This window comes from Bradyrhizobium sp. CB1717, from assembly GCF_029714325.1.
Lineage (GTDB): Bacteria > Pseudomonadota > Alphaproteobacteria > Rhizobiales > Xanthobacteraceae > Bradyrhizobium.
Genome location: NZ_CP121666.1, coordinates 8653567 through 8677820 on the forward strand (window position 1 = coordinate 8653567; position 24254 = coordinate 8677820).

General features: G+C 65.3%; 25 protein-coding genes. 9 read left to right on the top strand and 16 right to left on the bottom strand.

Annotation, left to right across the window (positions count from 1 at the left end; translation table 11 throughout):
• Nucleotides 1-160: 160 nt before the first annotated feature.
• Genes rnhA through ispH form a run of 3 tightly spaced genes read right to left on the bottom strand, consistent with a single transcriptional unit; the run spans nt 161 to nt 2580 of the window.
• Entirely contained in the window at nt 161-625 is a 465-nt protein-coding gene (rnhA, locus tag QA649_RS40225) for a ribonuclease HI (RefSeq protein WP_283021984.1), read from the bottom strand.
• Nucleotides 622-1605, bottom strand: a complete 984-nt coding sequence (locus QA649_RS40230; RefSeq protein WP_283021985.1) for a homoserine kinase — start codon at nt 1603-1605, stop codon at nt 622-624. Before QA649_RS40230 ends, rnhA begins: the two co-directional genes overlap by 4 nt.
• Before the next feature lie 6 nt (nt 1606-1611).
• Nucleotides 1612-2580 (bottom strand): 4-hydroxy-3-methylbut-2-enyl diphosphate reductase, encoded by a 969-nt coding sequence (gene ispH / locus QA649_RS40235; protein ID WP_260386698.1) that lies wholly within the window; start codon nt 2578-2580, stop codon nt 1612-1614.
• 254 nt (nt 2581-2834) lie between these two features.
• Between ispH and QA649_RS40240 the strand changes: the two genes are divergently transcribed.
• Nucleotides 2835-3530: a cell cycle transcriptional regulator TrcR gene (locus QA649_RS40240; protein ID WP_283021986.1), complete on the top strand. Its 696-nt coding sequence runs from the start codon at nt 2835-2837 to the stop codon at nt 3528-3530.
• Between the two features lie 261 nt (nt 3531-3791).
• On the opposite strand, the gene QA649_RS40245 is transcribed toward QA649_RS40240, so the two are convergent.
• Complete coding sequence (locus QA649_RS40245) at nt 3792-4538, bottom strand: OmpW family outer membrane protein (RefSeq protein WP_283021987.1); 747 nt, start codon at nt 4536-4538, stop codon at nt 3792-3794.
• Between the two features lie 79 nt (nt 4539-4617).
• Here QA649_RS40245 and QA649_RS40250 point away from each other — a divergent pair, with 79 nt between their 5' ends.
• The gene (locus QA649_RS40250; protein ID WP_283021988.1) at nt 4618-4767 is read left to right on the top strand and encodes a hypothetical protein; all 150 of its coding nucleotides are present in this window, start codon (nt 4618-4620) and stop codon (nt 4765-4767) included.
• A 32-nt stretch (nt 4768-4799) separates the two neighbouring features.
• Here QA649_RS40250 and QA649_RS40255 read toward each other — a convergent pair whose 3' ends face one another.
• From QA649_RS40255 to QA649_RS40275, 5 genes are all read right to left on the bottom strand, one after another.
• Nucleotides 4800-5006 carry a DUF6494 family protein gene (locus tag QA649_RS40255; RefSeq protein WP_283021989.1) on the bottom strand — a complete coding sequence of 69 codons (207 nt, stop codon included), beginning with the start codon at nt 5004-5006 and terminating at the stop codon, nt 4800-4802.
• 25 nt (nt 5007-5031) lie between these two features.
• Nucleotides 5032-5301, bottom strand: a complete 270-nt coding sequence (locus tag QA649_RS40260) for a hypothetical protein (RefSeq protein ID WP_283021990.1) — start codon at nt 5299-5301, stop codon at nt 5032-5034.
• A 159-nt stretch (nt 5302-5460) separates the two neighbouring features.
• Nucleotides 5461-7383, bottom strand: coding sequence for a propionyl-CoA synthetase (locus QA649_RS40265; protein ID WP_283021991.1), 1923 nt, complete (start codon nt 7381-7383; stop codon nt 5461-5463).
• A gap of 368 nt (nt 7384-7751) precedes the next feature.
• Complete coding sequence (locus QA649_RS40270) at nt 7752-9134, bottom strand: tetratricopeptide repeat protein (RefSeq protein ID WP_283026207.1); 1383 nt, start codon at nt 9132-9134, stop codon at nt 7752-7754.
• 93 nt (nt 9135-9227) lie between these two features.
• Entirely contained in the window at nt 9228-9992 is a 765-nt protein-coding gene (locus tag QA649_RS40275; protein WP_283021992.1) for a tetratricopeptide repeat protein, read from the bottom strand.
• 81 nt (nt 9993-10073) lie between these two features.
• Here QA649_RS40275 and QA649_RS40280 point away from each other — a divergent pair, with 81 nt between their 5' ends.
• Nucleotides 10074-11651 (top strand): sodium:proton antiporter, encoded by a 1578-nt coding sequence (locus tag QA649_RS40280; RefSeq protein ID WP_283021993.1) that lies wholly within the window; start codon nt 10074-10076, stop codon nt 11649-11651.
• Nucleotides 11652-11749: 98 nt separating this feature from the next.
• The gene (locus QA649_RS40285; RefSeq protein ID WP_283021994.1) at nt 11750-12520 is read left to right on the top strand and encodes a hypothetical protein; all 771 of its coding nucleotides are present in this window, start codon (nt 11750-11752) and stop codon (nt 12518-12520) included.
• A 68-nt stretch (nt 12521-12588) separates the two neighbouring features.
• On the opposite strand, the gene QA649_RS40290 is transcribed toward QA649_RS40285, so the two are convergent.
• The 5 genes from QA649_RS40290 to QA649_RS40310 all read right to left on the bottom strand — a co-directional run bounded on the left by QA649_RS40290 (nt 12589) and on the right by QA649_RS40310 (nt 17722).
• Complete coding sequence (locus tag QA649_RS40290) at nt 12589-13395, bottom strand: glucose 1-dehydrogenase (RefSeq protein WP_283021995.1); 807 nt, start codon at nt 13393-13395, stop codon at nt 12589-12591.
• Nucleotides 13396-13487: 92 nt separating this feature from the next.
• Nucleotides 13488-13901, bottom strand: coding sequence for a DUF1850 domain-containing protein (locus QA649_RS40295; protein WP_283021996.1), 414 nt, complete (start codon nt 13899-13901; stop codon nt 13488-13490).
• Nucleotides 13862-15970, bottom strand: coding sequence for a TRAP transporter permease (locus QA649_RS40300; protein ID WP_283021997.1), 2109 nt, complete (start codon nt 15968-15970; stop codon nt 13862-13864). Before QA649_RS40300 ends, QA649_RS40295 begins: the two co-directional genes overlap by 40 nt.
• A 152-nt stretch (nt 15971-16122) precedes the next feature.
• Nucleotides 16123-17070: a TAXI family TRAP transporter solute-binding subunit gene (locus QA649_RS40305; RefSeq protein ID WP_283021998.1), complete on the bottom strand. Its 948-nt coding sequence runs from the start codon at nt 17068-17070 to the stop codon at nt 16123-16125.
• A 172-nt stretch (nt 17071-17242) separates the two neighbouring features.
• The gene (locus QA649_RS40310) at nt 17243-17722 is read right to left on the bottom strand and encodes a hypothetical protein (RefSeq protein ID WP_026312531.1); all 480 of its coding nucleotides are present in this window, start codon (nt 17720-17722) and stop codon (nt 17243-17245) included.
• 194 nt (nt 17723-17916) lie between these two features.
• On the opposite strand from QA649_RS40310, the gene QA649_RS40315 reads away from it, so the two are divergent.
• Entirely contained in the window at nt 17917-18219 is a 303-nt protein-coding gene (locus QA649_RS40315) for a hypothetical protein (protein ID WP_283021999.1), read from the top strand.
• Between the two features lie 151 nt (nt 18220-18370).
• On the opposite strand, the gene QA649_RS40320 is transcribed toward QA649_RS40315, so the two are convergent.
• Both QA649_RS40320 and QA649_RS40325 read right to left on the bottom strand, forming a co-directional pair.
• Entirely contained in the window at nt 18371-19585 is a 1215-nt protein-coding gene (locus tag QA649_RS40320; RefSeq protein WP_283022000.1) for a hypothetical protein, read from the bottom strand.
• A 56-nt stretch (nt 19586-19641) separates the two neighbouring features.
• Nucleotides 19642-20271, bottom strand: coding sequence for a CoA pyrophosphatase (locus tag QA649_RS40325; RefSeq protein ID WP_283022001.1), 630 nt, complete (start codon nt 20269-20271; stop codon nt 19642-19644).
• Nucleotides 20272-20338: 67 nt separating this feature from the next.
• Between QA649_RS40325 and QA649_RS40330 the strand changes: the two genes are divergently transcribed.
• The 4 genes from QA649_RS40330 (at nt 20339) to QA649_RS40345 (ending at nt 24187) form a co-directional block, all read left to right on the top strand.
• Nucleotides 20339-20764 carry a PaaI family thioesterase gene (locus QA649_RS40330; RefSeq protein WP_283022002.1) on the top strand — a complete coding sequence of 142 codons (426 nt, stop codon included), beginning with the start codon at nt 20339-20341 and terminating at the stop codon, nt 20762-20764.
• Nucleotides 20765-21066: 302 nt separating this feature from the next.
• Nucleotides 21067-22077 (top strand): aldo/keto reductase, encoded by a 1011-nt coding sequence (locus tag QA649_RS40335; protein ID WP_283022003.1) that lies wholly within the window; start codon nt 21067-21069, stop codon nt 22075-22077.
• Between the two features lie 15 nt (nt 22078-22092).
• Nucleotides 22093-23406, top strand: coding sequence for a tetratricopeptide repeat protein (locus QA649_RS40340; RefSeq protein ID WP_283022004.1), 1314 nt, complete (start codon nt 22093-22095; stop codon nt 23404-23406).
• A 190-nt stretch (nt 23407-23596) separates the two neighbouring features.
• Nucleotides 23597-24187 carry a hypothetical protein gene (locus QA649_RS40345; protein ID WP_283022005.1) on the top strand — a complete coding sequence of 197 codons (591 nt, stop codon included), beginning with the start codon at nt 23597-23599 and terminating at the stop codon, nt 24185-24187.
• Nucleotides 24188-24254: the final 67 nt, after the last annotated feature.

The following is a 24254-nucleotide window of genomic DNA, read 5'->3' on the forward strand; positions in this document are numbered from 1 at the left end:
AAGCAGCGGTGGGCACGCTTCGCTTTGCCCACCCTACGAAACTGTCATGCCCCGCGAAAGCGGGGCATCCAGTGACGTCGAGATTTATCACAGCCGCCGCAGCGTACTGGATCGCCCGCCTTCGCGGGCGATGACAGTTGAGAGTGGAGCCGACCGCCCCCTACTCCGCCACCCGCTGCTGCAGCCTGGCCTTCACGATCCCGTCGCGCGCGAGCTGATCGGCGCGCTCGTTCTCGGGATGGCCGGCATGGCCTTTGACCCAGTGCCAGCGGACCTCGTGCTGCTTCAAGGCAGCGTCGAGGCGCTGCCATAGCTCGACATTCTTCACCGGCTTCTTGTCTGCGGTGCGCCAGCCGTTGCGCTTCCAGCCGAATATCCAGCCGGTGATGCCTTGCCGGACATACTGGCTGTCGGTGTAGAGATCGACCGTGCACGGCTTCTTCAGAGCCTCGAGCGCGGAGATCGCCGCCATCAACTCCATCTGATTGTTGGTGGTGTGGCGCTCGCCGCCGTTCAGCTCCTTCTCCTTGTCGCCGAACTTCAGGATCGCGCCCCAGCCGCCCGGCCCGGGATTCCCCGAGCAGGCGCCGTCGGTATAGATCGTGACGACGGGCTTTTCGCTCACGCGACCAATCCTGATGGCATCAGCCCGTAATCGCGCACGCTCGATACGCTCTGATGGAAGCGCAGCTTGCGGACATATTCCAGCGGATCCTTCGGCTTGACCAGCGCGCCGGGCGGCACGTTGAGCCAGTCCACCAGCCGCGTCAGCAGAAACCGGATCGCAGCGCCGCGCGCCAGCAGCGGCAGCGCGGCCTCTTCAGCCTCGCTCAGCTTGCGCACGCGGCCATAGGCATTGAGGAAGGCGCGCGCCTTGGTGACGTTGAAGGAGTGATCCGGCTCGAAGCACCAGGCGTTGAGGCAGATCGCGACGTCATAGGCCAGCATGTCATTGCAGGCGAAGGTGAAGTCGATGATCCCGGAAAGCTTGTCGCCGAGGAAGAAGACGTTGTCGTTGAAGAGGTCGGCGTGGATCACGCCCTCCGGCAGGTTGGTCGGCCAGACCCCGCTCGCGAGATGATCGAGCTCGGCGGCGAGGAACGCACGCAGGCCGGGCTGCACCTGGTCGGCACGGCTCGACGCCGCGTCGAACAGCGGCGGCCAGCCCGCAACCGACAGCGCATTGGCGCGTCGAACCGCGAAATTTGCGCCGGCCAGATGCATCCGGGCCAACCCCTCGCCGACGCCGGCGCAATGGGTCGCGTTCGGCTTGCGCGGCCAGACGCCTTCGAGAAAGGTGATGATCGCGGCCGGGCGGCCCGACAATTCGCGCAGCGCTTCGCCGTCTCGTCCCTTCACGGGCAGCGGGCAATTGACGCCGTGCTCGGCGAGATGCGTCATCAGCGCGAGGAAGAACGGCAGATCGTTCTTCGCCACGCGCTTCTCATAGAGCGTGAGGATGAACGACCCCTGGCTGGTATGCAGCAGGAAGTTGGAGTTCTCGACGCCCTCGGCGATGCCCTTGTAGGAGAGCAATTCGCCGAGATCGTATTGCTTCAGGAAATCCGCAAGCTCGTCGGCGGCGACGTCGGTGTAGACCGCCATAAGGGTCTACTCGGCGGCAGCTTCGGGGCGCACCTGACGCGGCAGCGGGAAGAACTCGTTCTCCTCCGCGGCCGAGACCGTCTCCACATGCAGCGTGTAGCGCTCGGCGAACGCGTCCATGATTTCTTCGACGATCACTTCCGGCGCGGAGGCGCCCGCGGTGATGCCGAGGCTCGCGATGTTGCCGAACTTGTCCCAGTCGATGTCGGTGGCGCGCTGCGCCAGCACCGCGATCCTGCAGCCCTCGCGCTCGGCGACCTCGCGCAGGCGCTGCGAGTTCGACGAGTTGGGGGCACCGACAACGATGAGCGCGTCCACCACCGGCGCCACCTTCTTCACCGCGAGCTGGCGGTTGGTGGTGGCGTAGCAGATGTCTTCCTTGTGCGGCCCGTTGATGTTCGGGAAGCGCTCCTTGAGCAGCGCCACGATCTCCGCGGTGTCGTCGATCGACAGCGTGGTCTGGGTCACGAAGGCGAGGTTGTCAGGGTCCTTCGGATTGATGGTCTTGGCGTCCTCGGCGGTCTCGATCAGGGTGACGGCGCCGACGGGGAGCTGGCCGAGCGTGCCGACCACCTCGGGGTGATGGGAATGGCCGATCAGGAAGATCTCGCGGCCGCGCTTGAAGTGGATCGCGGCCTCGCGGTGGACCTTGGTCACCAGCGGGCAGGTCGCGTCCAGCGAGAACAGGTTGCGGGACTGGGCGTCGGCCGGAACCGATTTCGGCACGCCATGGGCCGAGAACACCACCGGTGCGGTGGTATTTTCCGGGATTTCGGCCAGTTCCTCGACGAAGATGGCGCCCTTCTTTTTCAACCCATCGACGACGTATTTATTGTGTACAATCTCATGGCGAACATAGACGGGGGCGCCGTACTTATCGAGCGCCCGTTCCACGGTGTCGATCGCCCGGACCACCCCGGCACAGAAGCCGCGGGGAGAACAAAGCACGATCTTGAGGTCTGGTTTGGCTGACATTGGGCGATCTCGGGACCGAATCACCTCGCCAAATGGGGCGGGAAGCGGTCGGATGGATGAATAGGGCTTAGGTACGGGCTTACGGGACTGCAGAGGGAATTGGGCCCCCTTTCGGGCGCTGTCAAGGCACTATCTATAGCAGAACCATTGCGTGGCCAGCCCCTCCGGGCTTATATAGCGCGAATTCCCTGTCATCGCTGATGACCACCGGTTTCGCCTCCAGAGGGGTGGGCGAAGCACAAAGGAGATTTGCCATGAGCAACGCACCTCTGATGCCCAAGGCGACCGCCGTCTGGCTGCTCGACAACACCGCGCTGACCTTCGACCAGGTCGCCGATTTCACCAAGATGCATCCCCTCGAGGTGCGCGCCATCGCCGACGGCGACGCCGCCCAGGGCATCAAGGGCATGGACCCCCTCTCCAACGGCCAGCTGACCCGTGAGGAGATCGAGAAGGGCGAGAAGAACCCGGATTATCGGCTCCGCCTGCAGGAGAGCAAGGTGGTGCTGCCGCCGCAGCCCAAGCGCAAGGGCCCGCGCTACACCCCGGTCTCCCGCCGCCATGAGCGCCCGAGCGCGATCCTCTGGCTGCTGCGCAGCCATCCGGAGCTCAAGGACGCCCAGATCATGCGCCTCGTCGGCACCACCAAGAGCACCATCGCCAGCGTCCGCGACCGCACCCACTGGAATACGTCCCAACTGACCCCGATCGACCCCGTCACCCTCGGCCTCTGCTCGCAGATCGAGCTGGATTTCGAAGTGCAGCGCGCGGCCAAGGAAAAGCCGATCGACGCGGCCTATGGCGGCGCCACCCTGCTGCCGGCCTCCGAGACCACCAAGAAGGACGAGTTCGAGCCGGCCGAGCGATCGAGCGACGACCTCAACGTCGACGCCGTGTTCGCCAAGCTCAAGACGCTCGGCGGCAAGAAGCAGGACGAGGACGAGGAGTAAGGCTCCGCTCTCCGTTGCTATCGAATGCAAACGCGGCGGGAAAACCCGCCGCGTTTTTGTTTGTGAGAGGGGTTTGAGCGACAGAGCGCGCCACAGCCACGGTGTCGTCCCGGCGAACGCGGGGACCCATAGCCACAGGGAGAGGTTTGGCGAAGACTCGTCGTTCGGTACTGCTACCGCGTTCAATCGATAGCTTCCGCGGTATGGGTCCCGGCGTTCGCCGGGACGACAGCGGAATTTGTTGCTCTATGCGAGCGTCCCTCAGAACTTGTACGTCACACCGCCGCCGACCAGCCAGGGATCGATATGCGCGGTGCCGGTGACGGGCAACCCACTCACCGTCGCCGAATAGTCCGGACGCAACCAGAGCTTCTTGACGTCGACGTTGAGACCCCAGTGCCGGTCGAGCATGTAGTCAAACCCAAACTGCACGGCGCCACCCCACGCGTTGCTGACATGCAGGCTGGTGGTGGTGGCGACGATCGCGGGGGGACCTGCGATCGCGGCCGGCGCATTCGCGGCCGAATTGTTGAAGAACACCGTGTAATTGACGCCGGCGCCGATATACGGCTTGAACGCGCCGAAATTGTCGAAGTGATATTGCAGGGTCAGCGTCGGCGGCAGCAGCGTGGTCTTGCCAATCGGCAGATTCGCGAGCGAGCCGGTGCCGCTGATCGAATGCCGGGTCACGCCGAGGATCAATTCGGCCGCGATGTTTTTGGTGAAGAAGTAGCTGATGTCGAGCTCGGGCACGACCTGGTCGCTGATCGAGAGGCCCGAATTCGGGGACGACAGCGACGGCACGCCCGCGACATTGACGGTCGAGCCACCCGCATCCGGCAATACGCCGAGCACGCGCAGGCGCACCATCCAGGGATTGAAGCTGTCAGCCGGCGGCGGCGCCTTCTTGTAAACAGGCAAATCGGCAGCCTGCACCGAGGCAAAAGTCGCCGCGAGCATCGCGCCGACCGTCGCAAGCCGCGCTACGTTTCTTATCGTTCCGTTCATTGCAGTCCCCTTCAGCCATCTTTCGCGCGTCGTTGCGCGACATCAGCGTCAGAGCAGAAAGGGGATGCGGAAGGATTTGATGCCGATCAAATCAGGACAACCGCGACATGATTTGGCCGCGGCGTTGCAGATGTGTCGCGGCAGGATAGTGCCGCACTTTGCATCATGGCCGCTCGGGATGGTTCAGCATGTACTCGCCGAGATCGCGCTGGCGGCGGTCGGCGCGTGAGCCGCCAACGTGCGGTCCACGCGAACGGCGAATCAGCCCAGCTCGATCGTGTTGTTGACCTCGTGGACGAGTCCGACGCTGTCGATCGTCAGCACCATCTTCGCGGTGAGCTTCTCATGGCCCTTGATCCGGCCCGCCGCGATCGCATCGCGCACGGCCTTCTCGATCTCACGCTGCGAGGTGACGCCGACTTGCTTCAGGAATTTGCGCAGGCTGGTGTTGAACTGGTCCTCGTTCATGACGGCCTCCGTTGAGCGAGGCGGCCTACGGCCGCTCGGGATGGTTCAGCATGTATTCGCCGAGGTCGCGCTGACGGCGGTCGGCGCGGGCGGTGGCGGCGTTGCGCTGGACGTCGCGGTCCTTGCGGCAGGCCACGTATTCGGGTGAGCCGACCGCGTAGCCGCGGCCCTGGCAGACCGCGTCGTCATCGTCACCGCCCACCGCCACCGGCGTCTGGTAGCGCGCGGAGCAGGCGGAAAGAGCGATGGCGAGAGCTACGGCTGCAAGCAGGCGCGGCGCGGTGGCGAGTGGCATACGAGGTCCCCTGTTGGCCGGCCCTGTTTAGCGTGGAATGAGGAGATTGTAAGTCGGCAACACCGTCATTCCGGGGCGGTCCGCAGGGACCGAACCCGGAATCTCGAGATTCCGGGTTCGATGCTTCGCATCGCCCCGGAATGACAGATCAAGTTCGCCTCAAACCCGCCCCTTCAGCGCCTCGCCGATCTCGTCCAGCACCTTGGGATCCTCGATCGTCGCCGGCATGGTCCAGGACTCGCCGTCGGCGATCTTCTTGATGGTGCCGCGCAGGATCTTGCCGGAGCGCGTCTTGGGCAGGCGGCCCACGGTGATGGCGAGCTTGAAGGCGGCGACCGGGCCGAGCCGGTCGCGCACCAGCGCGACGATCTCCTTCTCGATCTCGGCGGGGGCGCGCTTCACGCCGGCCTTGAGCACCAGGAAGCCGCAGGGCACCTCGCCCTTGATCGCGTCCTTGACGCCGAGCACGGCGCATTCGGCGACGTCCGGATGCGAGGCCAGGATCTCCTCCATACCGCCGGTCGAGAGGCGATGGCCAGCGACATTGATGATGTCGTCGGTGCGGCCCATGACGAAGACATAGCCGTCCTCGTCCTTGTAGCCGGCGTCGGAGGTTTTGTAGTAGCCGGGGAATTCGCTCAAATAGGCTTCCCTAAAGCGCGCGTCCTGATTCCACAGCGTCGGCAGGCAGCCCGGCGGCATCGGCAGCTTGATGACGATCGAGCCCATGGTGTTGGGGCCGACGGGCTTGGCCGCTTCATCGACGACATCGACCTGATAGCCCGGCATCGGCACCGTCGGCGAGCCGTGCTTCACTGGCAGCATGCCGAGGCCGACCGGATTGCCGGCGATGCACCAGCCGGTCTCGGTCTGCCACCAATGGTCGATGACAGGCACTTTCAGCTGCTGCTCCGCCCATTCCACCGTCGGCGGATCGGCGCGCTCGCCGGCGAGGAACAGCGTGCGGAATTTCGACAGGTCATATTGCCGGATGAACTTCCCGTCCGGATCCTCTTTCCGGATCGCGCGGAACGCCGTCGGCGCGGTGAACAAGGCGACCGCCTTGTGCTCGCTGATGACGCGCCAGAATGCGCCGGCATCGGGCGTGCCGACCGGCTTGCCCTCGTACATGATCGAGGTCGCGCCATGCAGCAGCGGGCCGTAGATGATGTAGCTGTGGCCGACCACCCAGCCGATGTCGGAGCCACACCACCAGACCTCGCCGGGCTTGACGCCATAGAGGTTGAACATCGACCATTTCACCGCAACCAGATGGCCGCCATTGTCGCGCACGACGCCCTTGGGAATGCCTGTCGTGCCCGATGTGTAGAGGATGTAGAGCGGATCGGTGGCGGCAACCGGCACGCAAGAGGCCTTCTTGCCGTCGTTGATCGCCTTGCGGCGCAGGCTCGCCCAATCATAGTCGCGGCCGGGCGTGAGGTCGCAGGTCAGCTGCGGACGCTGCAGCACGATACAGGCCTTCGGCTTGCTGCCGGCAAGTTTGATCGCCTCGTCGAGCAGCGGCTTGTACTGCACGATGCGGCCGGGCTCGATGCCGCAGCTCGCCGAGAGAATGAGCTTCGGCTGCGCATCGTCGATGCGGGTGGCGAGCTCCTTTGCGGCAAAGCCCCCGAACACCACCGAGTGCACCGCACCGATGCGTGCACAGGCGAGCATCGCGACCACCGCCTCCGTCACCATCGGCATGTAGAGGATGACGCGGTCACCCTTGGTGACACCGAAATCCTGCATGATGGCGCCCAGCGCCTGCACCTCGCCCAGGAGCTCGGCATAGGTCAGCTTGGTGATCGAGCCCGTCAGCGGAGAATCATGGATCAGCGCGACCTGGTCGGCGCGGCCGCGTTCGACATGGCGGTCGAGCGCGTTGTAGCAGGTGTTGACCACGCCGCCGGTGAACCAGCGGCCGTAGGGTCCCTGCGCAGGATCGAAGATCGTCCTCGGCGGCTCGATCCAGTCGATCTCCTTGGCCGCTTCGCCCCAGAAGCTCTCGGGATCGGCCAGCGAGCGCGCATAGACCTCGTGATAACTACTCTTCCCGTCGACGTTTCCCTGGACGTTCATTCCCGCGCTCCCGTTCCCTTTTTGGCCTGGCCCTGACCCTTGTGGCAGGACAGGCGTCCCGCCATGACCAGGATCAATTGCCGGTCTCGTTTGAGGGCTATTTTCCCGGGAAAGGGCCGCGGTTCAAGCTGAAAAGGATGGGCTTTTTTGGGGAGAGGCGTGGAGCTTGCGCGGCTTCGGCAGTCGGCTCCCTCTCCCGCTTGCGGGGGAGGGTTGGGGTGGGGTGCCTCCGCGTTGGGTTTGTGCAGGACTCATGAAGGTCCCCAAGAGGAGAGAGCCCTCACCCGCCGCGCTCTCCGAGCGCGTCGACCTCTCCCGCAAGCGGGAGAGGTACGGAGCCAGCCGCAAGGCTTCGGCTCCTTCGCCTCTCAGCTTTCCATCGCGTTCAGCTTCTGCAATCGCTCCTGCATGACCTTTTTCAGATCGTAGCCGGGGCGACGGAAGCTTGCATCGCGCGTGACGAGGAAATCGCGCTGGGACTTGCGCAGGCCATCCGCCGAGCGCTTGCCCGCCGCTTTCAGCACGCGCTCGTAGGCCTCGGCGATCTGGCGGTCGAGCACGCCGAGCTGCGGATCGGCGCAGATCACCTTCTCGACCTCGCGCTTGGCGGAGGCGCAGTCGAATGACGGATCGCTGGAGGCGGCGTTCAGCACACGGGACGGCTCGCCGCCGAATTTTGCAATCTCGGCGATCATCGCGCGGCGGCCGTTGAGCGCGTTCTCATTGGCGGGATCGAGCCGCAACGTCGCCTCGTAGTCGGCCAGCGCCTTCTTGCGCTCGCCCATCTTCTTGTAGAGCACGGCACGGTTGTTGTAGGTCTTGGCAAAATTCGGATCGAGCTTCAGCGCGTCATTGTAGTCCGACAGCGCAGCACCGAGTTCGCCCTTGAACTGGTAGGAGTCGCCGCGGTTGGTCAGGAAGTTCACACGCTGCTCGAGACGGATCGCCTGATCGTAATCGGCGATCGCCTTGTCGTACTCCTTCAGCGCGGCATAGGTGAGGCCGCGGTTGTCGAAATACTCCGGCACCTTTGGATCGAGCCGGATCGCCTCGCTGTCGTCTGCGATCGCCTTGTCGAGCTCGCCGAGCTTCTTGTAGGCGGCGCCGCGGTTGGTGTAACTGCGCGCCCGGTTCGGATCGAGCCGTAGCGCCTCGCTGAGGTCAGCGACAGCCTTGTCGTAGTCGCCGCGCAGATAGAAGGTCGCGCCGCGGTCGGACCAGGCCTGGGCGGAATCCGCCTTCAGCTTGATGGCCTGGTCGTAGTCTGCAATGGCGCGGTCGAAGCGATGCTGGTTGGTGTAGACGACGCCGCGCAGCTCGTAGGATTCCGCATCCTGTGGATCGATCTCGATCGCCTTGCTCAGATCCGCCGCGGCCCGATTGAGGTCGCCGCCGGCCTCGCGCAAGAGGTTGCCGCGCACGCGCCAGGCCTTTGCGTTCTTGCCGTCGAGCGCGATGGCGCGGTCCAGATCGCGCAGCGCCTGCGACTGGCCTCCGGAGGTTCGCGCATTGGCTTCGGCGCGAGCGACGAGCGCCATGGAGCGTTCAGACGCCGGATTTGCCGTCTGGTCGATGATGGCGCTGCACGCGGAGATCAGTTCCGCGGGAGCAGCCTTGCTGCCCGGCACGCAATCGGTGCCGGCAGAAGCCGGACCGATGAGGGTCAGGCCCATAGCCGCGCCGAGGAAGAAGGCGCGGAGCGAGATTTTGGCAAACGAGGACATTTGCGCGGAACGGGACATGCCGCACATGGCTTTGGACTCCAGGACAAGGGCTTTCCCCATTGTCGCCGCCATCCGGCAACAGGTTCAAACGGCGGGCTCTCCCTCCCGCCGCAGGCGGCATCAATATCCGTCCACGCCGTTGATCTGTTGCAAGCGCTCCTGCATCGCCTTCTTCAGGTCGTACCCGGGCCGCCCGAATTCGGCGTTGCGGCGGGCGACGAAGGCATCCTGCTCGCGCTGGATCTTGCGCGCCTCCGCCGGGCTCTGGGCCTCGCGGACAGCGCGCAGATGCGACCCATAGATCTCGCGGTCGAGATCGGCGAGCTCACGATTGCCGCAGATCGCCTTCTCCACGGCGCGAGCCGCGCGGGCGCAGTTGAAGCTGGGCTTGCCGGCGACCGCCATCTGCGCGCCGATGCGCTCGAGCTCGCGCGCCATGGCCTTGTGATTGGCCTTGGCCTTCTCGTGGTTCGGATCGATCTTGAGCGCGGCACCGAAATCCTGCACCGCCTTGGGCTTGTCGCCCTTCTTCAGCCAGAGCTCGCCGCGGGCGTTGAAGATATCGGCGAGCGTGGGATCGAGCAAAAGAGCGCGGCTGTCGTCGGCGATTGCGCGATCGATCTGGTCGTGCCGCGCATAAAGCGCACCGCGCGCGATCAACGCCTTGACCAGGTCCGCCTTCGCCGTCTTCTCGTTGTCGATCACGGCCGCGCATGCGGAATTCGCCTTGTCGATGTCGTCGGCCGCGGTGGCCGCGAGGCACGGTGCGATATCGACCTGCGTGACGGCCGCCGGCTCGCCGCCGGTCGCAGCATGGACCGCGCCGATCGGAAGCGCCGAGAGCGCTGCGGCAGCTGACCATTGGATGAGTTTTTGAAAACGCATGCTTGTTGCAGTCGGAAGGTCTTGCTTCACTCTTGCCTTGGGGCCGCATTATCCATCATACGGCCGGATTGGTGCTAGCTTGTGGCGCCGCTCAAATCGGTCTCGGGGACTATCGTGTCGACATTCGAATGGACCATCGCCCTGCTGCTCGGCGCCGTTGCCTTATCGGCGCTGGCGCGGCGGATCAAGGTCCCCTACCCGACCTTTCTCGCCATCGGCGGCGCCCTGATCGCGTTCGTGCCGTCGAGCCCGACCTGGACGCTGGAGCCGGACCTGGCCTTGGCGCTTTTTGTCGCACCGGTGCTGCTCGATGCCGCCTTCGACACCTCGCTGCGGGATCTGCGCAACAACTGGGTTCCGGTCTCGACCCTGGTCGTCGCCGCCGTCGGCCTGACCACGGCGGGCGTCGCCTATGTCGCGCACCGGTTGATGCCCGACATGCCCTGGGCCGCTGCGGTTGCACTCGGCGCCATCGTGGCGCCGCCGGATGCCGCCGCCGCGGTCGCGATCCTGAGCCAGGTCAAGCTGCCCCACCGCATGGTGAAGGTGCTGGAGGGCGAGAGCCTGCTCAACGATGCGAGCGCGCTCCTGATCTACCGCATCGCCGTCGGCGCGGTCGCAACCGAGCATCTGACCTGGAGCCAGGTCGCGCCGACCATGGCGCTGGCGCTGGTCGGCAGCGTCATCGCCGGCCTTGCCGCAGCACGCATCATCGCGCCCATGATGGAGCGCGTGACGGAAGCCCCGAGCGCGATCATCGTCCAGTTCGCCACCACCTTCATGATCTGGATCGGCGCCGAGCATCTCGGCCTGTCCGGCATCCTCACCATCGTGATCTACGCCATCGCCCTCGCACGCACCGCGCCGGCGCGCATCCCGGCACGGCTGCGGGTGCCGTCCTATGCGGTGTGGGAGACGACGGTGTTCGTGCTCAACGTGCTCGCCTTCATGCTGATCGGCATGCAGATGCGGCCGATCTGGACGCGGCTCGATGCCGACGTGCGCTGGGAATATTGCGTGGCTGCGGCCTGGATCCTGCTCACGGTGGTCCTGGTGCGCCTGTTCTGGGTGACGTTCTATCGCACGGCGCTGCGCGTGCTGATCGCGCATAACCTCTACCATCCCAAGGATCCGAAGCAGGTCGCCTCGCCGAAAGGCGGGCTCATCATTTCCTGGTGCGGCATGCGCGGCCTCGTCACGCTCGCCACCGCCTTTGCTCTGCCGGAGAACTTTCCCTATCGCGACTTCATCGTCTTCATCGCCTTTGCCGTCGTGCTGGGATCGCTCATCATCCAGGGTCTGACGCTGCGGCCGCTGATCCTCGCCTTCGATCTCAAGGACGACGATCCCGTCGGCATCGAGGTCGCGCGCGGGCGCGCCGTCGCCTATCGCGCGGCGCTCGATGCGATCGAGAGCGATCCGTCGGAGGAGGCGGAAATCCTGCGGCTCGAATATCGCGCCATCCTGATGCAGACCGAGACCGATCCGAACGGCGGCATCGCGAGCGGCGAATTGCCCGCCGACCCCCTGCGCCGCCGCGCCATCGAGGCCGCTCGCAAATCCATCTTCGACCTGCGCACCACCGAGGTGATCGGCGACGACGCGTTTCACCGGCTCGAGGAGGAGCTCGATCGTGCGGAGCTGAGCGCGGGCGGATGATGATCTCGCGGTAGCCACAAACTCTCCGTCGTCGTCCCGGCGCAGGCCGGGACGACGTGCGATTTGAACCAAACGCCGCCCCTCCAGACTCATTCTTGATGACAACCCTGATCGACGACCGTCGTGTACGCGCGCGTGATGCGTCGCCTGCACGGTATTTTTATTTCCACATGGCCCTGGCCTGCGCGGCCACCGCCTTTCTCGGCTTCGCGCCGACCTATTGGGTGCCGCTCGCTCAACGGACATTCTCCGCAAGCCCGGTGATTCATTTTCACGGACTGTTGTTCTTCACCTGGTCGATCTATTTCGCGCTCCAGACCTGGCTCGCAGCCTCGGGCCGCGTGGTCAATCACCGCTCGCTCGGCATTGTCGGCGTCTCGCTTGCGACCGCGATGACGATCTTCGGCTTCCTCGCCTCCGTTCATGTGATGCAGCATTCCGCCGCGCTCGGGCAGAAGGACGCCGGTATCGCGTTCTCGATCGTGCCGATGAGCGGCATCGCGTTCTTCGCATTGGTGTTCGTGCTTGCCATCATGAACACGCGCAAGCCCGAGATTCACAAGCGCCTGATGCTGCTCGCCGCGGTCTCGATCCTCGACGCCGCGATCGCGCGCTGGTTCCTGACCTTCCTCGCGCCTCCGGGACCACCCGGCCCGCCCCCGGTGCCGGTGACGATCGCGCCTGCCGTGGTCGCCGCACTTCTGCTCGTCGTCGCCATGGTGCGCGACTGGCGCACCGAGGGCCGCGTGCATCCGGTCTACATTTACGGCACGCTCGCGCTGCTGGCGGTGAAGTTCTTGAACTGGCCGATCAGCGAGACGGCCGCGTGGCATTCCTTCGCCGGCGGGATTTTGGCGCTGGCGCAGTGAAGATGTCGTCCCGGCCTAGTGCGCAATTGCGCACTAGGCCGGGACGACAGCGGAGTGGGAGGCGGCGCCTACGCCCCCGCCTTGCAGGTGATCCCGCCGTCCACCACCAGCTCGATCCCCGTCACATATTTCGACTCGTCCGATGCCAGGAACAGCGCGGCATTCGCGACATCCCAGGCCTCGCCCATGTGGCCCATCGGCACCTGCGCATCGCGGGCGCGCCACATCGCCTCGACGTCGCCCTTGGCGTAGCTGTTGGCGAGGCCTGCGGAGTGCTCCACCATCGGCGTCTTCATCAGGCCGGGCAGGATCGCATTCACCCGCACATGGTTCTTCGCGAATTCGATCGCGGTCGAGCGCGTCAGCTGGTTCATCGCCGCCTTGCTGGCGTTGTAGCTTACGTAGGAAATCCCGACATGGCGGATCGAGGCGATCGAGGAGATGTTGATGATCGAGCCGCCGCCCTGCTTCACCATCACGGGGATGACGTGCTTCATGGCGAGGTAGGAGCTCTTGAGGTTCACGGTGAAGACGCGATCCCAGCTCTCCTCGGCAACGTCGACGACGCTGCCCATCTCGGCGATGCCGACATTGTTGTCGAGCACGTCGATGCGGCCACAGGCCTTCAGGCACGCCGCCACCATCGCCTCGATTTCGGCAGGACGCGCAACGTCGGCCGTGAACGCCGTCGCCTTGCCGCCTTCGCCCGTGATGATCTTGGCGGTCTCCTCGGCCGCGGCACCGTTGCGGTCGACACAAAACACCTGCGCGCCCTCGCGCGCAAAGGTCACCGCGGTCGCCTTGCCGTTGCCCCAGCCCGGTCCGATCGAGCCGGCGCCCACCACCATCGCAACCTTGCCCTTGAGCCGATCCATCGCGTTTCTCCCTGTTTATTGTTCTTGTAGCCCGGATGGAGCGAAGCGCAATCCGGGGCGGTGGTCCCGGATTACGCTGCGCTCCATCCGGGCTACGGATCGTTGCAAACTCTCATCGTCGTGACGTTAGCACCGATGGGATGCCCGACAATCTCCGACAATGTCCGGCACGTTCCCTCATGGCATAGCCGCCACTCCCCGGCCGCACCGGAATTGCCCAGCACCACCTCCGGCATCGGCGCACGCTGCGCCCGCCATTGAAACCAGCCGTCGACGAGCCGCGCCTCGGGCGGCGGCTCCATGCCGGGACCGGTGCCCTTGACGCGCGCCTGCACCAGTTCGAGGCCGGCGGGTGTTACGCGCCAATCCTCCTGCCACTCGACCTTCGCGATTGAATGCGTCCATGCAAGCGTGAACGCGGACAGCGCCAGCGCCTTCACGCCGGCGGCTGTTGCGAAGCAGAGGCTCACACCGCCTCGACCGGCGCCGGCGGCCGCTGCCGCCATTGCCACAGCAGAAGCGCAGCGGACAGCACGAAGCCGGCGGTGTCGCTGAACGCGAAGTCGCCGAGCAGGCAGAACGCGGCGCCGAGCGCGACTAGGCGCTCGACGAGCGTCAGCTTCGTGAACAGGAAGCCGATCGCGACCATGCCGAACAGGCCGATCGCCACCAGCGCCTTGACGGTCGCGAGCGCCACCGCGCCGTAGAAGCCGAGTTTTACCGCCATGGGATCGCCGGCCTGCAGCATCAGGGCCGGCGAATAGACGAAGATGAAGGGAATGACGTAGCCGGCGAGCGCGATGCGCATCGCCTCCCAGCCGATCTTGTCCGGATTCTCCTTCGCGATCGGCGCTGCCGCGAGCGCGGCGAGCGCCACTGGCGGCGAGAGGTCGGCCATGATGCCGTAATAGAAAGCGAACATGTGGCTCGCGATCAGGGGCACGCCGAGCTTGGCCAGCGCCGGCGCTGCGAGCGCGGCGGTGATGATGTAGGTCGGGATGGTCGGGATGCCGGTGCCGAGCAGGATCGACAGCAGCATGGTCATGATCAGCGCCAGGAACAGGCTCTTCTCGCCGAGCCCGATCACCCAGCCACCAAAAATGGTGCCGACGCCGGTCTGCGACATCATGCCGATGATGACGCCGACGATGGCGCAGGCCATGCCGACGGTGATGGCGGATTTGGCACTCTCGGCCAGCGCGTCGCGGCACTCGCGCAGAGCCTTGAACCCGCCGCGGACGAACGCGGTGATCACGATCAGCCCGACCACGACGCTCGCGACCGGCACGATCTGGAGGCCGTCACGCGACAGCGCGGCGACGACCAGCGCAAGCCCGACCCAGAAGATGATGCGGATCACCGTCGAGGACGCCCCCGTCGTGATGGCGGTGCCGAGGATCAGCGCCACTGTGAGCGCAAGGCCCATGCTGCCGGCATAGAGCGGGGTAAAGCCCTCGAACAGCATGTAGACGAGGGCTGCGAGCGGCAGCACGAGATACCAGCGCGTCACCAGCGCCTTCCAGGCGCTCGGGATCTCCGAGCGCTTCATGCCGACGAGGCCATGCTTGCCGGCCTCCAAGTGCACCATCCAGAACGCGGACGCGAAGTAGAGGATCGCGGGGATCGCGGCCGCCTTCACGATCTCCGAATATTGGACACCGAGCGTCTCGGCCATGATGAAGGCGACCGCGCCCATCACCGGCGGCATGATCTGGCCGCCCATCGACGCCGTGGCTTCGACGCCGGCGGCGAAGGCGCGGCGATAGCCGAACTTGATCATCAGTGGAATGGTGAACTGGCCGACGGTGACGACGTTGGCGACACCCGAGCCGGAGATCGTGCCCATCATGCCCGACGCGAACACCGCGACCTTGGCAGGTCCGCCGCGGGTGCGGCCGAACAGGCCGAGCGAGACGTCGGTGAACAGCTGGATCATGCCGGCGCGCTCCAGGAACGAGCCGAACAGGATGAACAGGAAGATGTAGGTCGCCGAGACGTAGATCGGCACGCCGTAGAAGCCTTCGGTGCCGAACGACAGATGCGTGACGATCTGGTCGAAATCATAGCCGCGATGGTTGAGCGGCGACGGCAGGTACTGGCCGAAGAACCAGTAGAGCAGGCAGGCACCGCACATCAGCGGCAGCGCCGCGCCCATCAGGCGCCGCGTGCCCTCGAAGATCAGCACGGCGAGCAGCGTGCCCACCGCGAGATCGAGCTTCGTCGGATCGCCGTCGCGCGCGATCAGGTCGGCATAGAATATCCACTGGTAGAGGCCACAAAAGAATCCGGCCCCGCCGATCACCCAGCCGAGCGCGCGGCCAAAATTGCTCTTCGCGGTGAAGTTGGCGATCAGACCGAAGGTGAGCAGAACGAGGAAGCCGACATGGACGCCGCGCACCACCTGGCTCGGCAGATAGTTGAAGGCGGCGACATAGAGCTGGAAGGTCGCAAACGCGATGCCGATCCAGTAGGCGAGCTGGCCCCACCAGCCCGGACCAAAACCTTCCGGAAAACCGTGCTCGAAATTGTCGAACTCGACCTTGATGGGCACTGGAGCACCCTCAGCCTGCAACATCGATAAGTCCCCCGCCCTGAAATTCGTCGTGCCCGACCCCGGCACCCACTCTCACTCCGTCATTCCGGGGCGATGCGAAGCATCGAACCCGGAACCTCGAGATTCCGGGCTCGGCTCTGGCGAGCCGCCCCGGAATGACAACAGAGGAAGAATTACTTGATCAGCCCTTTTTCCTTGTAATAGCGGATCGCGCCGGGGTGCAGCGGAACCGGGCTGCCGGTGGCGGCCGTCTCGAGCTTGATCTCCTTGCCGGCCGCATGCGCATTCTGCAATTCCGGTAGCGACTCGTAGACCAGTTTCGTCATCTGATAGGCGAGGTCGTCGGAGACGGCGGAGCTGGTCACGAGATAATTGACCACGGCCGCGGTCGGTACGTCCTTGTCCTGGCCGGTATAGGTGTTGGCGGGAATGGTCGCCGAGATGAAGGGCGGGCCGATCTTGTCGACGGTCTCCTTCGGCACCGACACCACCGTGATCGGGCTCGAGGTCGAGAGATCCTTCAGCGAGGCAACGCCGAGGCCGGCCGATTGCAGCGTCGCACCCAGCTGGCGGTTCTTCATGAGGTCGACGGATTCGGCGAACGGCAGGTACTCGACCTTGCCGAGATCCTTGTAGTTCATGCCGGCGGCGGCCAGGATCGCGCGGGAATTCAGCTCGGTGCCGGACTTCGGCGCGCCGACCGACAGGCTCTTGCCCTTGAGGTCGGCCAGCGTCTTGATGCCGCTCTCGGCGGTCGCGACGATCTGGATGTAGTTCGGATAGATCGCGCCGATGGTCCGGAGCTTGTCGAGCTTGGTCTTGAAGCCCGCCTCCTCCTCGCCGTCCCAGGCCGCTTTCAGCGAGTCACCCAGCGTGAATGCCAGCTCGCCGCGGCCCTGCTGCAGCAGGATCAAATTCTCGACCGACGCCTTGGTGGCCTGCACCTGCGTCTTCACGTTCGGAATCTTGTCGCCGTAGATCTTCCCGATCGCGACCCCGAGCGGATAGTAGACCCCGGAGGTGCCGCCGGTCAGCACGTTAATGAAGGATTGCGCATGCGCGCAAGGTGCCGACGCCGCCAGAGCCAGAGCCGCGGCCACGCCGAAGAACGTCCGTTTCATGATTTTTGTACTCCCCAAACCGGCGGCGAAATTGGCCGGACGAGGGATGCGGGTCAACCCATCCAAAAGGCAAAACAGCACTGCGGTAAACGGCCGTTCCGGCTGGACTTTTGGGAACCGGCAGGTGCGGCGAGGTGGCGCAGGAGCGCACCTCGCCATAGCTGGCAAAGTCCTACTGGAACGTCATGTCCAGGCACTTGGAGATGTCGGAGCCGAGGCCGGAGGAGATGATGATGCAGCCGCGCACCTTCTGCGTGGTGACGTCGGCGGCCCAGACCGAGTAGCCGCCGGGACCGAAGAACGAGTTGGTGTTCGGCGGCTCGGTCTCGGTGGCGTCGAAATCATACTTGCCGTCGGTCTCGAAGATGCGCGGTTTCTTGGTGCAGCCGCCATCGGTCTGGACGTTGATGACCTCCTTGTTGTCCCGCGTCAGCGCCAGCGAGACCTGGCAGCGGAAATATTCCGAGGTCTTGGTGTTGAAGAGGTAGGTGTAGGACTTGCAGGTCGCCGTGTTCAGCTTGCCCGGGGCAAGGCCGCGGCTGCAGGAAATCCGCTGGTTGTGGCTGAGCTGGTAATCATCGGCTCGGGCGGCCGGCGCCAACGCCGTGAGCAGCAGCGCGGCAGCCGAGCAGGCTTTAATGACATGGTTCATTCGAATCATCCCCACCAATATTTTTGTCGAATTGCGTTCTAGACGGAAAGCGGAACATAGTCGCGAGGGGACGAAGGGAAAATCACAAACTGCTGGGCGAGACGTGATGCGCCGCGGCGCTTTCGCGAATTGACCGGGAAATACCGTTCGTGATTTGTTCAAGCGGGCGCCCCGAGGATGGGGAGGATGGAAACATGGCATTTTCAACGAAGACATTTGCAATCGCTGCCGCCCTCGCGGCATTCGCAGCCCCCGCATTGGCGCAGACAGGGCCGACGCCATGGGAGCTCAAGCCCGACACCGGCTACGCCTATGACAAGGAGGGCAAGACCTTTTCCTACAAGATGGGCACCAGCAATGCCGGGGAGCTCTTGAAGGGCGCCAAGAAGGTGCCGAAGGGCACGCTGTTCTTCATCGGCCACAACGGCCAGCTCTACATGCGCAGCGGCCCGTATCTGGAAGGCGACGGCAAGTTCAAGTTCGGGCCGGATCAGTAGGGGCCGGCTCTCGCCACAAGCGAGCTGCCGTAGGGTGGGCAAAGGCGCGTCAGCGCCGTGCCCACCAACCGTCAGCAAACTCTGGTCGAAAGCGGAGGGCACGCTTCGCTTTGCCCACCCTACGGCAGCTTCGCCGGGACGACACCTATGTCTAAAACGCCGCCGCCAATTCCCTTGCGCCGGCGTTGTTGCTGTTCGAATCCATCCGCGTGTCCGTCACCGCGAGCAGCTTGGCCACCGTGTTGTGGCGGATTGCGACCGGGTTGCGCTCGTAGCCGCCGCGCTGGAAGAAGTTCGAGGTCGGCACCTGCTCGCGCATCGCCTGCGGCATGGTCACCATGTCGAGGCCGGTGCCGTCCCCGGTGAGGTTCATCATCTCGAGCTCGGCCGCGGTGAGCGGACGGCTGTAACCCTTGGCGCGCGCGAACAGCACCGAGGTGAGCAGCTTGTGGGTCTGCAGCATCGGTCCGATGTCGACGTCCAGCACCATCGCATGCATGGCCCAGCCCTGTGCCGTGTTGCCGATCTTCTCGTGCTCCGACCAGGTGTCGGGCACCGATTTCGCATGCGCCACCATTTTCTTCAGCACAGCGAGCTTGTGCTCGAGCGCCTGGCGCGCCGGCCCCGAGGTCCGCGCCACCTTGTCGGAGAGCGCACGGATGAATTCGTGACCCTGCTCTGCGAGCAGCTCGACGCTGTTGGTGGTGAGCAGCTGGTTGTAGCCCATCGCCGTCGAGATCGCGCGCTTGCCGCCATGCTCGATGCCCGCCTGCACGTCGTAGCTGCCGGTGCCGCCGGTCTCGAACGAATAGACCCGCACCGCCTGCTCGCGCGTCAGCCCCGAGGCGAGCGCGTAGCGCGCATAGGCGCGCTTGAACTCGACCTCGCTGGACGGCCGCTGCGGCGTGAACTGGTAGAGCTCCTGCGCCGCGCGCAGGAGGTCGGCGACCACGGGAATCGGCTTCTTGGTCGGTCGCTCCGGCGTTTCCTCCGGCTCCGGATTCACCGGCCGTTTCGGCCCGGTATAGAGCGGCGGATGCTCCAGCACGTAATCGTCGAGCGTCACTTGCTGCCCGCTGCGCCGCTTGGCGTTGCGGCCTTTCCGCTTCTCGGAGATCTGGCTCCAATAGGCACCGGCTTCCTCGTCGAAGGCGGCGCGCGCGGCCTGATATTCCTGCAGCTTGCGGCGATATTCGAGCACGGCGGGCGAGGCGCCGCCTTGCGCGAAGAACTGCGACAGCAGCTGGGCGTTGGCATTGGCGACGGAAGGCGGCAGCGTGTCGGCCTCGCCGCCACGCGCGGCGGGCGCGAGCAGAAGAAACGCGACTGGAACCGCAACCAGGCTTTTTCGAATCGATTGATGCATGCTGCCCTCTTAGCAGGCATCCGGTAACCGTCACGTTAACGTGCCGTTTACCATCGTCACTTCCAGGCGAACACCGGCTGTTCCAGCTCGGCCACGCGGGTCTGCCGCCCCGCCAGCACCTCGCGGAACTGGTAGATCAGCGCCGCCGTCGGCGCGTGGATCAGACTCATCTGGTGATGAAAGCGGATCACCCGGCGCGCGCTCTCGGGAATGACAGTGAAATCGAAGGCATCCTCGCGCTCGATCGTCGTGAGCGCGATGCGGTGGACCGAGGCGACCTCATCGGGGTTCGGCCGGATCGCGGCGCTGTCTGCGGCCCAGACCACAACCGGCGTGATCAGATAGCCGGAGCGGGTCGGATAGTCGTCGAGCGTGCCGAGCACATCGGCGCCGGTGAGGCGAAGGCCGAGCTCCTCGTCGAGCTCGCGCAGCGCCGCCTCGACCGGCGTCTCGCCGGCATCGCAGCGCCCGCCCGGCAGCGCCCATTGGCCGCGATGGGCGCGCAAATGCGATGCGCGCAGCGTGAGCAGGAACGCGGTGTCGTCGCCCTCGCCTGCTGCGGTCAATGCGACCGCCACCGCGGCGCGCTTCAGCGCCGGTGCGTCGTCATGCTCCGACAGCCGCGTGAAGGCTGCGCAGGCAGCCGCGATATTCCGCCGTGTGGCATCGTCGAACGGTCTCATCATGCTTGACTACACCACGTCCGGCCCCGATGAAATGAGATCGAAGGCCCGCACAGGAATGGACGACACGATGACGAGCAAGGCCGCCGCAAGGCTCAAATCTGAGGGCTGGAGCATCCTGGAGACCACCGGCTTCATGCACCTGATTGGCCCGTTGTGGGAGCGCAAGGTCGACGGCCACTACGAATTCGCACTCGCCACCGAAGACAAGCACCACAACCGCCGCGGCATGGTCCAGGGCGGCGTGACGATGACCTTCGCCGACCGCACCTGCGGCATGACCGCCCGCTACACCTCCGGCAAGGAATTCATGGCGACGGTGCAGCTCGACACCCATTTCGTCGAGGCCGGCCAGATCGGCGACATCCTGATCTCCCGCCCGCGCGTGGTGCGCTCGACCCGCAGCCTGATCTTCATGAGCACCGAGGTGACGGTGGACGACCGCTGCATCGTGATGGCCAATGGCGTGTTCAAGATCTTGAAGGGGCCGGCGTAGGCGCGCGTTAGGCAGCCCGCTGCCGACCACACCCACCGCCGTCATTCCCCGCGAAAGCGGGGAATCCAGTACGCCGCGGCCCATCGATTCCATCACTATCGGCTCGGAGTACTGGATCGCCCGGTCAAGCCGGGCGATGACAGTTGAGAGTGCGGCAGGTATTTTCCGCCACCCGTCATTGCGAGCGCAGCGGAGCAATCCAGAATCCCTCCGCGGACACATTTCTGGATTGCTTCGCTGCGCTCGCAATGACGGAATGACGCCGCTATGCTGTATCCGAAAACGCAGCAAGGACTTAGCTCATGCAATACCGCCAGCTCGGCCGCACCGGCCTGAAAGTCTCGCCGATTTGTCTCGGCACCATGATGTTCGGCGGGCCGACCGATGAAGCTGCCTCGAAGCGGATCATCGACAAGGCGCACGGTGCAGGCATCAATTTCATCGACACCGCGGACGCCTATTCGAAAGGCGCCTCCGAAGAGGTCGTGGGGCGCGCCATCGCCGGCAACCGCAATGCCTGGGTGCTCGCCACAAAGCTCGCCAACCCTATGGGCGATGATCCCAACCGTGTCGGCGTGTCGCGACGCTGGGTGTTGCAGGCCGCGGACGAAAGCCTGAAGCGGCTCGGCACCGACCACATCGACATCTACTATCTGCACAAGGAAGACCATGCGACGCCGCTGGAGGAGACGGTGCGCGCGATGGGCGACCTGATCCGATCAGGCAAGGTGCGCTATTTCGGCGTCTCCAACTACCGCGCCTGGCGCATCGCCGAGATCTGCAACATCTGCGACCGGCTCGGCATCGACCGGCCGGCGGTGAGCCAACCCTATTACAACGCGATGAACCGCATGCCCGAAGTCGAGCATTTTCCGGCCTGCGCCTATTACGGCCTCGGCATCGTGCCCTATAGCCCGCTGGCGCGCGGCGTGCTCACCGGCAAGTACAAGCCGGATGCCGCCCCGGACAAGGAGACGCGCGCCGGCCGCAACGACACCCGCATGATGCAGACCGAGTGGCGGCCGGAGTCGCTGCAGCTCGCGCAGGAGATCAAGACTCACGCCGAGAAGAAAGGCATCACCGCCGGCCAGTTCGCGGTCGCCTGGGTGCTGAACTCGGCGTTCGTGACCTCCATCATCGCCGGTCCCCGCACCGAGCAGCAGTGGGACGACTATATCCGCGCACTCGACTATCGCTTCACCGCGGAGGACGAGGCGCTGATCGATCGACTAGTCGTGCCGGGCCATCCCTCGACGCCGGGCTACAACGATCCGGCCTATCCGATCGAGGGCCGCCGCGCGCGGACGAGCTGACAGCGGGAGACGACGATGCCGCTTGAAGATCGCTACGGTCTTCCGCTTTCTACCTCCTCGGACGAGGCGGCATCCGCCTATCGCGAGGGCATCGACCTCATGCTCTCGGGCTGGACCGGTACGGCCGAGACGCTGGAGCGCGCGATTGCGGCTGATCCGGGCTTCGCGCTTGCTCACATTGCCCGCGGCCGCGTCCACGCCTTCTACCAGCAGGGCGATCTCGCGCGGCAGAAGGCGGCGCTGGCGCGCGAGCTCGTTGCCAGGCGCGGCACGGAGCGCGAGCGCTCGCATGTCGAGACACTGGCGCTGGCGATCGAGGGGCGGCTGCCCGAAGCGATCGCGACGATGTCAAAGCACGTCGACGCCTGGCCGCGCGATGCCGTGGTGCTGTCGCTGCCGCTCGGCGCCTTCGGCCTGTTCGCCTTCTCAGGCATGGCCGATCACGACCGCGCGCGGCATCAGCTGTGCGAGCGGGTCGCACGGCACTATGGCGAGGACTGGTGGTTTCTCACGATGTCCGGCTGGGCGATGACGGAGAATGGCGATGTCGCGCGCGGCCGCGCCGTCACCGAGCGTGGCTTCAACCTCCGCCGCACGAACGCCCACGCCGCGCATGCGGTGCTGCATGCGATGTTCGAGGACGGCTCGATCGAGGAAGCCGATCGTCTCGTCGACGACTGGATCCCCTCTTACGACCGTGCCGGCATCCTGCACGGCCATATCCTGTGGCACCAGGCGCTCGGCGCGCTCGAGCATGGCGACGCAGCACGCGCGCTCAAGATCTATGCCGACGTGCTCCAGCCTTCCGCCACGCAGGCGCCGCCGCTCAACGTCGTCACTGACGGCGCCTCGCTGCTCTGGCGCCTGTCCGCCTACGGCCACGCCGTGCCCAGAGCGTTGTGGCTGGAAGCCGACACGGCCGCGCAAAACCTATTTCCAAAATCGAGCCTGCCGTTCGCCGACGTCCACATGGCGCTGTTCGCTGCGGCAACGCAAAACAATGAGGCGCTGGCGGCGCGGCTTGCCGCGATCGAGCAGCGCCTCGCTGAGGGCAAGCTGCCCGCCGGTCCCGTGGTCCCCGCGATCTGCCGCGCGCTGGCCGCCTTTGCCGACGAGGACTATGCGGCCTGCGTGCAAATGCTCGCACCCGTCCTCGGCGAGGTCGTCCGCATCGGCGGCAGCCACGCCCAGCGCGAGCTGATCGAGGACACCTTCATCGTCGCGCTGATGCGCAGCGGCGACGTCCCTCGCGCCCGCACCCTGCTCGACGCCCGCCTGCACCGCCGCCCCTCCCTGCGCGATACGCGCTGGCAGGCGACGATGGCTTAGCTCCGCCACGAAAAAAACACCGGCCTGACGGCAAGTGCCCGGCGGGACGGTGGGGCGATTTGGACGAATCGCCAGGGATGGTGCGGTGGTATTCCAGACGGACTCGGCAGCGCGAACGGGATCGCAACCAATTTGCGGTTCGATGGTTATGAAGCGGACCTCCAGCGTCCCTTGGCATACGAGCCTGACGATGCGCCTCCGCCGACCGGTCCTCGCAGCAACCCTCGTCGCCTCCCTTGCAGCTTCGGCAAGCCCTTGTTTCGCCGAGGATTCCAAGCCCATTCCGGTCAACAATCCACCGGCGCAGCAGAACGCCTTGATCGACCTGCTGGCGCTGATGTCCGGCCAGTGCAAGACGCTGAAGGTCGCGGGCCGCACCTTCGCCTGCAAGACGGTCGCCTACGCCCATGGCGACACGGGCCGGGTCAATTTCGCGGTCGCCGTCGACGACCCCAGCGACGAAAACCACGTCGTGTCGTTCTCCGGCGAGAACGGCAAGCGCGCTGACGATAATTCCTACGAGCTGCCGATCGACCGCATGCTGCTCAACTCCAAGGACCGGCCCAAGGTCGACGGACTGCCGGTACCTGCCGAACAGGCCTCCACCGGCATTTGCCGCCAGACTGGTAACTTCGCTGCCAGGAAGGTGAACGACGTAACCTGCTCCGCGACCGACAGCGAAGGCCGTCGATATGAACTGCTGTTCGTCTCCGACGGTACGCCGGTGAGTGTGCGCCGCATCCGGCAATCGTCGCCGTCGATCCAGGACCCGTTCAAGTAGCGGCACTTCGTCCCGCCCTGCCCGGCAGCGGAGCAGACGCGCATCCTTCCATTTGAAACTCCGGACC

Excerpts from the sequence above, each read along its gene's own strand:
- QA649_RS40230 (WP_283021985.1), bottom strand. The coding sequence starts at position 1,605 with ATGGCGGTCTACACCGACGTCGCCGCCGACGAGCTTGCGGATTTCCTG.
- ispH (WP_260386698.1), bottom strand. The coding sequence starts at position 2,580 with ATGTCAGCCAAACCAGACCTCAAGATCGTGCTTTGTTCTCCCCGCGGC.
- QA649_RS40240 (WP_283021986.1), top strand. The coding sequence starts at position 2,835 with ATGAGCAACGCACCTCTGATGCCCAAGGCGACCGCCGTCTGGCTGCTC.
- QA649_RS40245 (WP_283021987.1), bottom strand. The coding sequence starts at position 4,538 with ATGAACGGAACGATAAGAAACGTAGCGCGGCTTGCGACGGTCGGCGCG.
- QA649_RS40250 (WP_283021988.1), top strand. The coding sequence starts at position 4,618 with ATGCCGATCAAATCAGGACAACCGCGACATGATTTGGCCGCGGCGTTG.
- QA649_RS40255 (WP_283021989.1), bottom strand. The coding sequence starts at position 5,006 with ATGAACGAGGACCAGTTCAACACCAGCCTGCGCAAATTCCTGAAGCAA.
- QA649_RS40260 (WP_283021990.1), bottom strand. The coding sequence starts at position 5,301 with ATGCCACTCGCCACCGCGCCGCGCCTGCTTGCAGCCGTAGCTCTCGCC.
- QA649_RS40265 (WP_283021991.1), bottom strand. The coding sequence starts at position 7,383 with ATGAACGTCCAGGGAAACGTCGACGGGAAGAGTAGTTATCACGAGGTC.
- QA649_RS40270 (WP_283026207.1), bottom strand. The coding sequence starts at position 9,134 with ATGTGCGGCATGTCCCGTTCCGCGCAAATGTCCTCGTTTGCCAAAATC.
- QA649_RS40275 (WP_283021992.1), bottom strand. The coding sequence starts at position 9,992 with ATGCGTTTTCAAAAACTCATCCAATGGTCAGCTGCCGCAGCGCTCTCG.
- QA649_RS40285 (WP_283021994.1), top strand. The coding sequence starts at position 11,750 with ATGACAACCCTGATCGACGACCGTCGTGTACGCGCGCGTGATGCGTCG.
- QA649_RS40290 (WP_283021995.1), bottom strand. The coding sequence starts at position 13,395 with ATGGATCGGCTCAAGGGCAAGGTTGCGATGGTGGTGGGCGCCGGCTCG.
- QA649_RS40295 (WP_283021996.1), bottom strand. The coding sequence starts at position 13,901 with ATGGCGGCAGCGGCCGCCGGCGCCGGTCGAGGCGGTGTGAGCCTCTGC.
- QA649_RS40300 (WP_283021997.1), bottom strand. The coding sequence starts at position 15,970 with ATGTTGCAGGCTGAGGGTGCTCCAGTGCCCATCAAGGTCGAGTTCGAC.
- QA649_RS40305 (WP_283021998.1), bottom strand. The coding sequence starts at position 17,070 with ATGAAACGGACGTTCTTCGGCGTGGCCGCGGCTCTGGCTCTGGCGGCG.
- QA649_RS40310 (WP_026312531.1), bottom strand. The coding sequence starts at position 17,722 with ATGAACCATGTCATTAAAGCCTGCTCGGCTGCCGCGCTGCTGCTCACG.
- QA649_RS40315 (WP_283021999.1), top strand. The coding sequence starts at position 17,917 with ATGGCATTTTCAACGAAGACATTTGCAATCGCTGCCGCCCTCGCGGCA.
- QA649_RS40320 (WP_283022000.1), bottom strand. The coding sequence starts at position 19,585 with ATGCATCAATCGATTCGAAAAAGCCTGGTTGCGGTTCCAGTCGCGTTT.
- QA649_RS40325 (WP_283022001.1), bottom strand. The coding sequence starts at position 20,271 with ATGATGAGACCGTTCGACGATGCCACACGGCGGAATATCGCGGCTGCC.
- QA649_RS40330 (WP_283022002.1), top strand. The coding sequence starts at position 20,339 with ATGACGAGCAAGGCCGCCGCAAGGCTCAAATCTGAGGGCTGGAGCATC.
- QA649_RS40335 (WP_283022003.1), top strand. The coding sequence starts at position 21,067 with ATGCAATACCGCCAGCTCGGCCGCACCGGCCTGAAAGTCTCGCCGATT.
- QA649_RS40340 (WP_283022004.1), top strand. The coding sequence starts at position 22,093 with ATGCCGCTTGAAGATCGCTACGGTCTTCCGCTTTCTACCTCCTCGGAC.
- QA649_RS40345 (WP_283022005.1), top strand. The coding sequence starts at position 23,597 with ATGCGCCTCCGCCGACCGGTCCTCGCAGCAACCCTCGTCGCCTCCCTT.